The organism is Parapedobacter sp. SGR-10 (assembly GCF_011030405.1).
Lineage (GTDB): Bacteria > Bacteroidota > Bacteroidia > Sphingobacteriales > Sphingobacteriaceae > Sphingobacterium.
Genome location: NZ_JAAJTJ010000030.1, coordinates 35,849 through 49,799, shown reverse-complemented (window position 1 = coordinate 49,799; position 13,951 = coordinate 35,849). Strand labels below are relative to the sequence as shown.

Annotated in this window: 7 protein-coding genes; all 7 read right to left on the bottom strand. The window is 45.4% G+C overall.

All coding sequences use genetic code 11. The features are described from left to right. Positions 1-42: 42 nt before the first annotated feature. The 7 genes from G5B00_RS16015 to G5B00_RS15985 all read right to left on the bottom strand — a co-directional run bounded on the left by G5B00_RS16015 (position 43) and on the right by G5B00_RS15985 (position 13,950). Positions 43-1,065: a carbon-nitrogen hydrolase family protein gene (locus tag G5B00_RS16015; RefSeq protein ID WP_205966448.1), complete on the bottom strand. Its 1,023-nt coding sequence runs from the start codon at positions 1,063-1,065 to the stop codon at positions 43-45. A 43-nt stretch (positions 1,066-1,108) separates the two neighbouring features. Beyond that, complete coding sequence (locus G5B00_RS16010) at positions 1,109-2,488, bottom strand: polysaccharide lyase 6 family protein (protein WP_163877779.1); 1,380 nt, start codon at positions 2,486-2,488, stop codon at positions 1,109-1,111. Positions 2,489-2,502: 14 nt separating this feature from the next. Next, positions 2,503-3,456: a DUF5017 domain-containing protein gene (locus tag G5B00_RS16005; RefSeq protein ID WP_163877777.1), complete on the bottom strand. Its 954-nt coding sequence runs from the start codon at positions 3,454-3,456 to the stop codon at positions 2,503-2,505. 26 nt (positions 3,457-3,482) lie between these two features. Then, positions 3,483-5,291, bottom strand: a complete 1,809-nt coding sequence (locus G5B00_RS16000; RefSeq protein WP_163877774.1) for a RagB/SusD family nutrient uptake outer membrane protein — start codon at positions 5,289-5,291, stop codon at positions 3,483-3,485. Positions 5,292-5,310: 19 nt separating this feature from the next. Then, positions 5,311-8,505, bottom strand: a complete 3,195-nt coding sequence (locus G5B00_RS15995) for a SusC/RagA family TonB-linked outer membrane protein (protein ID WP_240894541.1) — start codon at positions 8,503-8,505, stop codon at positions 5,311-5,313. 437 nt (positions 8,506-8,942) lie between these two features. Then, the gene (locus G5B00_RS15990; protein ID WP_163877771.1) at positions 8,943-12,383 is read right to left on the bottom strand and encodes a pyruvate carboxylase; all 3,441 of its coding nucleotides are present in this window, start codon (positions 12,381-12,383) and stop codon (positions 8,943-8,945) included. Positions 12,384-12,501: 118 nt separating this feature from the next. Then, complete coding sequence (locus G5B00_RS15985) at positions 12,502-13,950, bottom strand: polysaccharide lyase 6 family protein (protein ID WP_163877768.1); 1,449 nt, start codon at positions 13,948-13,950, stop codon at positions 12,502-12,504. Position 13,951: the final 1 nt, after the last annotated feature.

The following is a 13,951-nucleotide window of genomic DNA, read 5'->3' as shown; positions in this document are numbered from 1 at the left end:
TTGTTCTATATAAAATTCTACCCGATGATTCCGTTTGTTTTTTTAAATCTCATGTTGTTTTTTAACGAGCTGCGATCGCTTGAAATAATCATCCACGACATCGATCCCAAACTCCTTTAACATCGCTGCGACGCCGACGCTTTCATTTTCACTGGTCACCAATAATACCCCGAGCTCCCCGGGATCTTTAATGTGTACACTGCTGCCATACTTTTTCTTCAGGTCCTTCAGCTTCCCACGATGATAATCGAGGTGCACGACGCGATAGTCAAGATTTATATCGGCAACCGCGTAATTAAAATAATTCGTCGAACTGGCAACAACCTCACCCAAGGGGTTTCTGACCTGAGAAGGCGCACCTCGACCACTGATAGCCCCGACGAAAAATGCCCTGCAGGTATAAGCCCAGACGCTCTGTACAAACCCACCGTGATAAGCGGAAGGGAAGACAATTATATCCGGATCCAACGCTACGTACCGTTCCCTTAGCTCATCAAAGTTCAAGTCGTAACAGATTGCGATAGCTAATTTCCCAAAATCACAATCAAAAACCGGCACCTCGGTACCCGGTATGATGCCGGACTCTGTTTCCTTGATCGTGGGGTAGTTTTTGTCATACATGCCGATTGTTTCTCCATTTCGCCCCAGCAATACGCCACTATTTCGCAGCAGGCCTTTCTCGTCATACCTCCTCATGCTGTATACAAGGTAAGAGTTTGTCGATTTTGCTACCGATGCGAAAAAGTCGAGTATCTGATTACCGCGGACTTTGACGTATTCGTTCTTTTCATCTTGTGTCAGTCCCCATGGAAAATCTGCATTTTCCGGCAAAACGATCAAATCAGGATCGTCGTGTATAACCTGATCCAGCTCCCTTTTCCAGAAAGCGATCATTTGCTGCACCATTTTCTGGTAGCCTCCGCTTTTGTCCAAAGTCGGGGTTCTTTCACCAATTGTGGCAACCCGTATCCGATTGGCTGCATTAGCCGTATCCAGAAGGCTCATACAGCATACCATACTGCATAAAAAAGCCGATATCATACCTCTTTTTAGTTTTCCTGTCATTTCCATCTATCCTTTCCAGTTAAATTCATTCTTGTACTTTTCATTATTGTCTCCTCCAGTTCGGACCAACCTGATCCGGTTTCAGCGGCAGCCCCATTAAGTTTCTTCTTAAGGGGTTCGTTTTGCTGTAATGGTACTTACCGTCTGCACCCAACGTCAGCTGTGGATCCTCGATCGCTATACCGGGTATACCCGCCAGGCCTTTCAGATTGCCACCAAAAAATGTATTGTCTTCGTAATGCACCTCCCCGGTCGGTTTATCCAGAACTTCGATAACCGGTGTAGCACTCGAATTACCAAGAATAACATTTCCTACATAACGTATACCTTCGACCGGCACGGTCAGCCCTTTACTCGGGTTATAGAGTTGACCGACCACAATATTCTTATCGTTGTCTACCAGTGTATTGTTAGCTATCAGCACATTTTTTGTCGGATAATATCCCCCTTTGCCTGGATGGTTATCAAGCTGCCCTTCATACAACGCAATAGCGGCCTTTCCTCTTCTTCGGGTCCCCTGGATATAGTTCTGGCGTATAATATGGTTTTCACCGATCACCAGGATTCCTCCCGTATAATTGTCTTGCATTCCCGGGAAGATAAAATTCCCTTCGATGAGGTTACCATTGCCCTGGCGGATACAGATACTTCCCGAAGCCTTGATAAAGGTATTTCCCCGGATGATATTCCCCCCGGATTTGATATTGATAATTTTCCCGATTCCCAACATATTCTCGAAAACATTGGACTCTACCGTTGTAACCGAAGAAGACAAGGCCTGTACCCCATCTCCAATACGGATGGCTGTGGCTCCACCCAGCCCGATGCTCGGCATATCTTTGAAATGATTATGTGCTATCCGGTGATAATTGGCATCGGCAGTTGCACGCCAGACGATTATCAGTACACTTTTGCTGGTCTTTCCTTCAAAAAGACAATGATCAATCTGGTTGTGGCTACCAAATAAACCCACCCAAACATCTGTTCCTTTCGGCTTATTGAAACTGGATATAACGACATTGGTCAACCGGCAATGTTCCGCAGGAATATTACCACTACGAAATTCGATAAGATGCAGTGGCCGGGACGAGTGTCCATCTTTAAAGTGAAGGCCATCTACAACCAGATGACGCCCGGCTATCCGAAGGGAAGAAGAACCCGATATGATCGTCTGACCAGGTGTTTCGGCCATCAATGTAACCGGGGCAGACTCCGTACCATTTGCTTTAAAAACAATATCGATATCTTTCCACACGCCATTTTTCATGACAATCACATCGCCTGGAGTCGCTTTAGCAAAAGCAGCATGGAGCTCCTCTGCCGACTTGACCGGTATCTTATTTGAAGATTGCGCCATGGTGCCAGTAATCCATGCGAACATACATACGATCAACAACGTTATTTTATTTTTTTTGTCCTTCATATTTTAATATCCAATCAATCCGCTATTACCGTAACATCTACTTCCCTTATGACCTGTTGGCTTCCCTCTATATTGGCATTCATACCAACAAAATAGGCCTTATAAATCCCCGGCTTTGTATACGTGTGGGTATAACTTTCAAGCCGAGGATTTAGATCCGCTTTGACAGCAATCGGCCGATCAGGTCCTCTATTGACATCTCCGGTTTCAAAAGGTTTGCTGACGGCCCATATTTCGGTATGAATATCGGGGTCTGTAGGTTCATCCATCGGATGACCTAAAAAAGTGATCCGGCTAGCAGATTGCACGGTCTTGGATACAATCTCAGGATGTTGATGTATGATATTGAATCCTGCGGTTTCCATATCGCCCATGACAAGAGGACCTGCGTCCGTATTACCAGTAAACGTAAAACTTTGTATATGCCAAGTTCTTGGTCGTTCATGCGCTGGATCATTAATCTCTGCTTTACTGCGTACAGTATATTTAAAACCAATAAAAAGCGGCTTGCCCGGCTCAATCAGATCCGAAATATCGACCACGCCCGAGGAGGTGAAAGTTATCGATGTCGCCAATATGAACCGATCTGTGATATCTACCCAGTGCGCATCATCTATATTGGACCAGCTGCTGTAGTCACCGTTAAAATCTGTAGATGCCATGACGGCAAACTGATTTTCCTGCGGCCGCGCAGTCACGGGTATGGAAGTCGTAAAATAGAGATCGGCATGCTCTACGCGGATAATACGACCATCTTTATGGGCATAATCATTATACAGTTCCCCGGAATAAAAGGTGATAATATCAGGATTGCCTTTCAGTTTAAAATCTACGATTTCATTTACCCGATATACATTAGCCCCCGTACTTACCGCAAAATCGTCCAGATTGGGCGTCAACTCCATCTTATACTCGCATGATCCCAATAAGATCACACTTGCTGATAGAAGATAAAATAACTTGTTCATCGTTCTCTGTATTAAAAATTAATCAATTACCACTTCGGATTCTGTGTCAATGCCCGGTTTACACTCATCTCGGTAGCCGGTATAGGCCACAGCAGATGTTTATCCGAAATATTATTATACTGGCGGATAAAATGCGCATCCGGGATGTCTGCAAGTATTTCCTGGCCTACTCTTTTCATGTTGAACACAAATATTCCCCAACGGATCAAGTCTGTTTTCCGGAGCGTTTCAAAAGCCAGTTCCCGCAACCTTTCATCTTGAATGGTTTTTCGGAAATCGCCTATTTCAAGCTCATTTAACTCGGCTTCTTCCTTCTTGTAAATTTCGACGTCAGCCATTGCACCCGTACCGGCTCCTGTAAAGGTTATGGTCGGTGCCGATGTATACCCAGCACCTCTGGCATGACCTGTCACGGCGTCTCTATCGAATACCACTCCCGTAACCTGTCCTCCCAGGACGGTAGCTGTAGCCTTGGCTCCAGACCCGCCTCCACCCTCAAAAGTTACGGTAGGTGCTGCTGTATATCCCGATCCTCCATTGGTGATCGTGACTGATTTTATCCCGGTCGACCAAGCACGGCGGCGCACGCGGTTTACAGCTTCTATGGCCTCTGGACTTGGGCCTCCATTCGCTTCATAATCGGCTTCAGCAAACATCAGCAATACATCGGAAAACCGTAATAACGCAAAGTTTTGGGGCGTAACAGAACCTCTTTTAGGTAGAAGGATCTCGTATTCCCTTCTGTATTTCGCCGAGTTTCGGGTATACACATCTCTTCTTGCCGTTGAAGTAGCGAAAGTCTTGGCTCCGGTCGCATTGACATACGTAAAATCGGCAATGGTCCAATCTCTCCGCAAATCCCCTTCCTTATAGGCTGTATAAAGTTTTGCTGTCGTGCGAACGCCATTAATGGTATTACCAATATCTGCATTTGTGGTGGCGGGACCATTCACATAGCCTACACCACCCTCTTCTGTCCATGCGTCTTCGCCATGCCCACGAAATTCTACCTCCCAGATACTCTCATGAATATCATAAATATCCTGCGCATAGTTGATGAATACCTGACTAAAATTTGGATTTAAGGCATGTGCAGCATCGGTATCATCGATCACCTTCTTAGCCCAAAACCGGGCTTGCTCATATTTTGATTTGTCATTCACCGGATTACCCGCCATATGGAGACAAACTCTTGCCAAAATACCTCGAACAGCCGATTTGTTGACCCTTCCGCCAAAACCTAAGGTCTGTATGTCGTCGACCAAGCCCTCAGCGGTCTCCATATCTTTCAATATCTGGGCATAAACTTCTGGTGCTGAAGCCCGCGGCTTGTGTATATCATTCACATCGGAAGTCGGTTCCAGCACCAACGGCACTCCGCCATAATATTGAACCAGCAAAAAGTAATAATATCCCCTTAGAAATAGTGTCTCACCTCTTACCCTATCCCTTACACTTTGGTCAATCTCTGGATTACTATCTATATTTGCCAAGAGAATATTAGCTCGGCCTATTCCCGTATATAAAGCCGTCCAGTGGCGAAATATATCGGCATCGCTGGAAGTAAAATCATAGACCTGGGGGCCAAATGCCGGCGTTGTCCGGGCATAATACCCTTCATCAGCTTCCAAACCCATTCGGTAAAGCATCCATTGTCCATAGACATCTCTATGCCCTAATTTATCATAAACAGCCGCGAGGTTACTCTCCAAGTCTTCCGCTGTATCATAATAAGCCGGCGCGTCAAGGAAATCCAAAGGTTCTTTGGTCAGATCACATGAGCTTACACTAAACAAACATAGCGCAAACAAAAAATAATATCTATATTTCATCATAATCCTCTTTAAATCAATACTAAAATGTTGCATTTATACCAAATGTAATTGTACGAGCCTGCGGATAAGCTGAATAATCAAAGCCAGGCGTTAAGACCGAATTACGGACCGACACTTCGGGATCCATCCCCGAATAGTTCGTAAAAGTCAGCAGATTCTGTGCGGAAACACGAAGATCAAGAGCAGTCAAAGCAAGCGGCTGAATGAGCCTCTTCGGAAAGGAATAGGCCAATGAAACCGTTTTAAGGCGTAGGTACGAACCATCTTCCAGCACCCGTGTTGATTGCAATCCGGCAGGCCCCTGCCCACCCACTTTAAAAAGTGTATTTGAGGGATTTTCGGGTGTCCATCTATCCGCAAAACTGGCATATTGATTGACACCGAACATATTGATATAATTCCCCTCAAATATCAGTCGGTTCGCATTGTAAATCTGGTTGCCATAAGACCATTGCAAAAGCACGTTTAGACTAAGACCCTTGTACGAAAAATTATTCGAGAAACCTCCCATATGGGTAGGCAGTCCATTACCGATAATCGTCATATCGTGATCATTAATGGTACCATCTCCATTCAGATCTTTATACTTGATGTCGCCCGGTTGAACGCCATCCGTACTCCCGTTGTCCGGCAGGCCTTTTTTCAAAATATACGCTCCCGGAGACGGGCTATCAAAATCATCATACTGATAGATGCCATCAAAAATATAACCGTAAAATAATCCGGCAGGATAACCGACTCTGGAGGCATACAGGGTTGGAATACTTGATCCAACTCGCATCGTTTTATACAAGCTATTCTGATTATCGGCTAACTTCAGTACTTTGTTTTTATTGAAGCTGATATTAAAATTGGATTCCCAGGTAAACGACTCCGATTGGATGTTCACGGTATTCAACGTAAATTCCCACCCCCTGTTTTGAAGTGTACCGACATTTTTATATACACTTGGGAACCCTGAGCTAATCGGCATATCTGCATCTAAAAGAAGGTCTCGCGTAATCTTATTATAAAAGTCGACGGTAAGACCAATTCTGTTTTTATACAAGCCCAGGTCATAACCGATGTCCAACTGTTCTGTAGTTTCCCATGTCAGGTCTCGATTCGCCATACGCTCGATGACGATCCCCTGTGTAGGGGTACCATTATTGAAAGAATAGGAATACGCTAAAGGCATCCCGTAATTGGGCATATAACCATTGTTGCTGATCCGGTTATTTCCTGTAAGCCCATAACTCATCCTGAGCTTCGAGGAAGAAACGGCTGCTATCGCCTTCATGAATTTCTCCTTATCCATATTCCAGGCAAAAGCCGCTGAAGGAAAGTAGCCCCATTGATTTCCTTTAATAAACTTCGATGAGCCATCGGCACGCATCGTCGCGGTGAGCAGGTATTTGGACTTGAAGTTATAATTTGCCCGACCAAAAAAAGACATTAAAGCATACTCACCCCCACCGGTCTCTGTAGAGTAAGGCTGACCCGCACCCAGTCCGTATATAGCCAGCTCTTCATTAGGCACTCTCTGCGTAGCGAAGCCAAAAAGCTCACTTTTATTTTCTTGATACGAGAAACCGCCCATCAGCGTCAGCCGGTGATAACGGTTATACGTGTTGTTATAGGTCAGGAAATTTTCATTCGACCAACCTTTATTCTCCGTATACCGAAACGAACCGTTTACCCCTTGATTATTTGACCTATTTAGCAAACTACCTCTCGGCGTATTGGAATTATAAAACAGGTCAAGGCGGTTTTTCGTGTTACGCACGGCAACCCTTGACCGCAGTTTTAGATTTTTTAAAATCGCATATTCCACATAAGCGTTGGAGCTAAAGTTGGTGCTGTTGCTCTTTCTGTATTCATTCTCACTGGACACCAATGGGTTGATCCGAATGTCCGATGCATTCGTATTGTCCGGATCATCATCGTACTCCGTGAGATCTACGTCGGGGTTGCCTGAAACAGGTCGGTACGCCCAAGCCCGATACAATACATAGGCCGTAAAACTATTACCGGCATCATTGACAACTTGCCCATGCCTTAAATTTTGGCTATAATTTGCGGTAAGCCCCATCTTTAACTTATCGCTTATCGTCTGATCAATGGTCGCTCTCCCCTGATACCGTCGTGCTCCCGTATTCAATATAATACCCTCTTGGTCAAAGAAAGAACCCGACACTGCGTACTTTGTCGTCTCATTACCTCCCCGGATAGCCAAATTGCTTATATGAACCGGTGAATTCCTGAAAATCAAGTCCTGCCAATCCGTACCCGTGATAGTTCGATAATCTTCCAGCGTCCTACCTTCAGGATCGTATGATGCATGGGTGGTAGGTAATTCGGCGGGAGTGTATAAGCTACCTGCAACAAAATTTGATTGTAGCTTACTTATTTCCAATTGATATTTCACAAATTCGTAAGTCGACATCATCTCCATTCTCTTCTGCGTTTGTTGATACCCCAAAGAGCTGTTAAATGTAATCACCGGCTTTCCTTCCTTTCCTTTTTTGGTCTCAATGATAATTACACCATTTGCACCTCGGGAGCCATAAATAGCTGTAGCCGAAGCATCTTTTAGCACATTGATCGATTCAATCTCTTCTGGGTTGATCGCAGCATTATCCGAATCTTCTACAGGGAAACCATCAATGACATATAAGGGAGCGGTGCTCTGGGTGAGCGACCCTGGACCACGGATGGTAATATCCATCCCTACCCCGGGCTGTCCATCTGATGAAGAAACCTGAACACCTGCTATCCGGCCCGCCAATGCTTCATCAAAGGAACCCACAGGAGCCTTCATTAAATTATCCATATCCACCGTACCGATGGAACCTGTCAAATCCTGCCTTGTTTCCGTTCCATATCCGATCACAACAACTTCTTCCATATGAAGATTACGCGTCGTTAATTTCGCATCTATAGTTCTGCGGTCACCGACCTTGATTTCCAAAATATCAAACCCCACATAGGAGAATGCCAAGACAGAATTCTCTCCAGCCACGCTGATCTTGTAATTACCGTTTGCGTCGGTCAACGCTCTACGGTTTTCGTTCTGGACATGAACGAAAGCGCCTACCAAAGGTTCGCCCTTCTCATTCGTGACTTTGCCGGATATATTAATCGTCTGGGCTTTGGCGCCTGAAAACCTCTCCGCAGCGGAGCTTTTTAGGTCCACAGCGGATACAGCATTAGCCTGCAATGCTCCAGCTATCAAAAATACAACGACTAAGGGCAACGCTACTCGATGCTTAACGAAACCATGAGATATGTAGTGCTTTGATTCTATGCAAAACACCATACATTTAAAAAGTTTGGACATAAGTTTTAGATTCATAATATGATACCAAAATTTAAGGTTTTTAGCGCAAAGGGGAATGTTTGTTTTAACACCCTTTGGAGCTTGTGGTAACGTTAACAGAGCCCCTATACTCTTACACCTTATTATTTTTTGTAATTGTTATTTTTCAATAAAAAGAACAGCTACAAGAACAACCGTAAACGTTAACGATATTTGAAGTAAGCAAAATATTTTTTAATTTCCAAATTAAACTAAAATAAATATTGACCCCAGATTCGAACAGAGAGAGCACGTTTCTTCTAATATGCCCTAAAAGTTGTTTGAAACTGATGCTATCCATTTTTTGTGTCTTATTATTCTATTTCTACAATGAGATCTTCGGTTTTAACGAGCGTACCTACCGGAAGCTCGATATGTCCAACAATCCCCTCCACTGGCGAGGTGATCGTAGATTCCATTTTCATCGCCTCGATCACAAATAGTGGTTGATTGAGAGACACCGCATCCCCTACTGACACACACATTTCACATAGCATACCTTGCAAGGGGGATCCTATCTGCATGGAGTTAGCGCTGTCTATTTTCCGGTTTTCCTTTTTCTCTACATTAGAATGGACATCCCTTATTTCCAAGTTACGTGTCTGGCCGTTCAATTTGAAAAATACGGTTCGACAGCCCTCTCCGTCCGGTGGCCCAATGGACACTAGCTTTACCAATAACGTTTTTCCCTTGGTCAGTTCAATAGTGGTCTCTTCCCCGGGTTTCATCCCATACAGAAAATAGGGCGTGGGCACCACCGACACATCACCATACTTGCGGTAAGCTTGTAGATATTCGACAAATACTTTAGGATAAAACTTGTAGCTCAAGTAATCGGTAAAGACCAGATCTTGTCCGTATTGTGCCAGAAATGATTTAAAATCGGCTGCTAGATCCAAGGGTGGTAAATGTGTATTGGGACGATCGGTATAGGCCGGCTGTCCTTTTAGCACCATATGTTGCAACTTTGCCGGAAATCCCCCTTCCGGTTGACCTATATCACCACGAAAAAAGGACACTACCGAATCGGGAAAAGGTAATGTCTCTCCCCTCGACAGCACATCTTGTTCGTTCAATTGATTAGAGACCATATACTGTGCCATATCGCCCACCACTTTTGAGCTAGGCGTTACTTTCACAATATCCCCGAACAATCTGTTGGCAGCAGCATAACTCTCTTTTATCTCGTCAATACGGCCCTCCAATCCTAATGCCGCTGCCTGTTGTTTCAAATTGGAATATTGTCCTCCAGGGATCTCATGCCAAAATACCTCGGCAGAACTTGCGACGATACCCGATTCAAAAGGTGCGTAATATGTGCGGACGGTCTCCCAATAATCGCTGTATGCACGAAGACTATCTGTATCGAATGGGTTCTCCCGTTCGTGAAAACGCATCATCTCTAATATGGCGTTGAAATTGGGTTGCGAAGTAAGTCCCGACATCGACCCCAGTGCACAGTCCACTACATCGACTCCTGCTTCTATGGCTTTGAGATAAGTCGCTGTTTGCAAGGACGAGGTATCGTGGGTATGTAGGTGGATCGGAATATTCACTGTCGCTTTTAATCCGTTGATAAGTTCTTCGGCGGCATAGGGTTTCAGCAGACCAGACATATCTTTTATCCCCAAGATATGTGCACCCGCATTTTCCAGATCCTTGGCCATACGCAGGTAATAATTAAGATCATACTTGGTCCGCTTCGGATCGAGGATGTCCCCTGTGTAGCACAGCGTTCCTTCGGCAAGCCCTGCGGTACGTTTTCGTACCATCTCGATACAGGGGGCGATATTTTCCATCCAATTGAGCGAATCAAAAATACGAAACAGATCCACGCCCGTCTCCCAGCTCTTCTCGACAAATGCTTCGATCAGATTGTCCGGATAAGCGGAATACCCCACACCATTGCAGCCCCGTATCAACATCTGTAATAGAATATTCGGTATCGCCTGGCGTAGTTTTGCCAGTCTTTGCCAAGGATCCTCATGTTGGAAGCGAAGACACACGTCGAATGTAGCACCGCCCCAGACTTCCATACTAAACATTTGTGGATGTGACCTGGCAAAGCCTTCAGCTACTTTCAACATGTCATATGTGCGTACCCGCGTCGCCAACAAAGACTGATGTGCATCTCGTAAAGTCGTATCGGTATACTGTATACGCTTTTCCTCAGCTAACCATTTGCAGAAGCCTTCCGGTCCGAGCCGAGCAAGCCGATCTTTCGTCCCTTCTGCATAAGGTCCGCGACTGTTGAAAGCCGGTGGAACCGCTGGTGCAGAAGATAGAAGTGGGGCCGCTCCCTTCACATCCGGGTTTCCGTTGACCGAGACGTTGCCCAAGAATGTCAATAGCTTCGTGCCACGGTCCTGCTTTTTCACCGTCTGAAAAAGTTCAGGATGATCGGCAATGAAACCTACCGTAGCCTTTCCGGTGAGGAAGATCGGATGCATGATAAGATTTTCCAAAAATCCGATGTTGTTTTTTACACCACGGATACGAAACTCTCTCAACGCTCTATCCATACGCCTAGCCGCCTCTTCCAGTGTATTGCCATATGTACTCACTTTAGCAAGCATCGAATCAAAGAACGGACTGATCTTCATGCCAGGATAGGCGCTGCCCTCATCCAGCCGCACACCGAAGCCAGCAGCATTCCGGTAAGTAATAAGCGTGCCGTAATCCGGCTTAAAACCATCCGCAGGATCCTCTGTTGTAATCCGACATTGTATAGCATATCCTTTCAGCAAGACAGATTCCTGATCGCCTAAGCCTACGATGGGATCTCCCAGGGCATATCCCGAAGCGATATACAACTGTGTCTTGATCAGATCAACCCCGGTAACGATCTCCGTAACCGTGTGTTCGACTTGAATGCGAGGGTTCACTTCGATAAAATAAACGTCTCCTCCAGAATCTACCAAAAATTCAACCGTGCCCACATTGTCATATCCAGCCTCCGTCGCAATGGAGGTAGCGTATCGATACAACCGATCCCTGCTTTCTTTAGACAGATTTATTGACGGCGCTACCTCCACCACCTTTTGAAAACGGCGTTGCACAGAACAATCCCGTTCATAAAGATGCACGACATTGCCGTAATGATCCCCGACGACCTGCACTTCGATGTGACGCGGGTTTTCAATATATTTTTCTAAGAACACCGTATTATTTCCAAAAGCATTGAATGCCTCGCTGCGCGCGCTGTTATAGGCGACTTCGAGTTCTCCTTCGCTGCGTACTACCCGCATGCCACGTCCTCCACCACCTGCTGCAGCTTTCAGCATGACGGGATAGCCGATCCGCTCGGCTTCTGATAACGCCACGCTGACCATATCAAGGTTTTTTTTGCTACTTTCAATAATAGGTACATTCGCCTTTTGCGCGACCAATTTTGCGCTCACTTTGTCGCCCAACCGCTCCATCACTTCGGGCGAAGGGCCAATGAAGGTCATATTTTCCTCTGCACAACGACGGGCTAAATCGGCATTCTCCGACAAAAAACCATAGCCGGGATGGATAGCATCCGCCCCACTCTGCTTCGCTATTTCGATGATCGCTTCGATATCCAAATAGGGTTTGAGCGGTTCTTCATCCCTACCAATCTGATATGCTTCGTCTGCTTTATAACGATGCAGCGAATAACGGTCTTCAAAGGTATATACCGCGACTGTCCCTATCCCCAATTCATTGCAGGCCCGGCTAATTCGAATAGCGATCTCGCTCCGGTTGGCAATAAGCACTTTTTTAATATTCATAAAATTTCCTCCTTTTTTATCATTAATTACGGGTTTTCGCGTCGTCATCTTTACACGTATTCTTCATTTCGTTAACGTTAACGAAATAAGTTTCAAAAAAAGCCTTTCGGCCCTTTTGTTAGGGTATGCTCATCCAATCTGGCCCTACTTCACTCCTATCTAATGGTTGTCCGACAATATTTTCTTTGAACGGACTATCCTCCTCATAATGGTACAGCCCATCCGCCCCAATCTGCAAATGGGGGTCTTCGACACGTATTCCCGGTTTGTCCGTAATATTCAAAACACCGTGATGAACTACATTGTCTTCGTAAGCCATGTCAGTGGATTCATCCAGCACCCGAATCAGATTAGACATCGTATTCATGCCTACTATTACATTATTTTTCATCAGGGAGTATATAACCGGCATAATTTGTCCCGATGTGACATTGTAAAGGTCGCCGATAACCATATTTACCTCATTATCTACTAATGTATTTCCCGCTATCAACACATTTTTTATCTGCAAATAACCATGCAGTGGCGAATCTTCTAACCCTTCGATCAATGAAAGGGCCGCTCTTGTGCCCCGCAAACCTTGAATATAATTATTCTTAATGATATGTCCCTCTCCCATGATACGGATACCTCCCGTGAGCCTCACTTGTCCGCCGAGGATGAAATTTCCTTCGACCCGGTTATTATTACCGTGCCGCAGACTGATACTACCTTGAGATTCAATCACGGTATTATAACGTATCGTATTCTGTCCGGATTTGATAGAAAGCAGTTCTCCTTCACCGTTGCAATTTTCGAATATATTGTATTCGATCGTCGTATATGAGTCAGACAGGGAGGTGTTGCTCGCACCGATACCAATAGCTTCGGCACCATTTTGTCCCAGCACAGGAACATCCTTAAAATGGTTGTGATCGATCTGATGATAATCAGCCGCATCCGTTGAGCGCCAAACCGTCATAATCCGACCCGAACTTCTCTTTCCATGGAAATAGCAGTGATCCACGCGATTATGGGTACCGAACAGATTGACCCATACATCCGAACCGTCATCTACAGTTCGGTTAAACTCGGATACGACAATATTTGTAATTCGGCTATGGTGGGCGTGCTGGTGCTTCTCATCCCTGAATTGGATCAGGTAACCAAGGGACGTCTCCCCATCTTTGAAATGCAGACCGTCAACAACCAGGTATTCGCCCGACATGCGCAGCGAGGAGTTTCCGGACAGAACTACCTGACCTCCCGTCTGCGCCCGCAAGGTAATTGGCTTTTCTGGCGTACCTGTTCCCTTAAAAATAATGTTAAGGTCCTTCCAGTTTCCGTCCTGCATAAGGATAAGATCTCCGGGTGCAGCCTGTGCAATTGCGGTCTTCAACTCCTCTTCCGTACTGACGAGCAGCCCCTCTGGTTCGTCCGGAACATCAGGGAGCGGCGGGTCTTCTTTTTCTTTTTCTGGAAGCACTTGCTCTTTGTCCGGTGGTGTCACCTTGTCTTTCGAGCAAGAGTAAAGATTACTCAGGAGACCCAGGTAAAAAATAAAAATGAATTGAAACAGGTATCTCATA

What these genes read in the sequence shown, in the direction of transcription:
- G5B00_RS16015 (WP_205966448.1), bottom strand. Translation starts at nt 1,065, where the DNA reads ATGACAGGAAAACTAAAAAGAGGTATGATATCGGCTTTTTTATGCAGT.
- G5B00_RS16010 (WP_163877779.1), bottom strand. Translation starts at nt 2,488, where the DNA reads ATGAAGGACAAAAAAAATAAAATAACGTTGTTGATCGTATGTATGTTC.
- G5B00_RS16005 (WP_163877777.1), bottom strand. Translation starts at nt 3,456, where the DNA reads ATGAACAAGTTATTTTATCTTCTATCAGCAAGTGTGATCTTATTGGGA.
- G5B00_RS16000 (WP_163877774.1), bottom strand. Translation starts at nt 5,291, where the DNA reads ATGATGAAATATAGATATTATTTTTTGTTTGCGCTATGTTTGTTTAGT.
- G5B00_RS15990 (WP_163877771.1), bottom strand. Translation starts at nt 12,383, where the DNA reads ATGAATATTAAAAAAGTGCTTATTGCCAACCGGAGCGAGATCGCTATT.
- G5B00_RS15985 (WP_163877768.1), bottom strand. Translation starts at nt 13,950, where the DNA reads ATGAGATACCTGTTTCAATTCATTTTTATTTTTTACCTGGGTCTCCTG.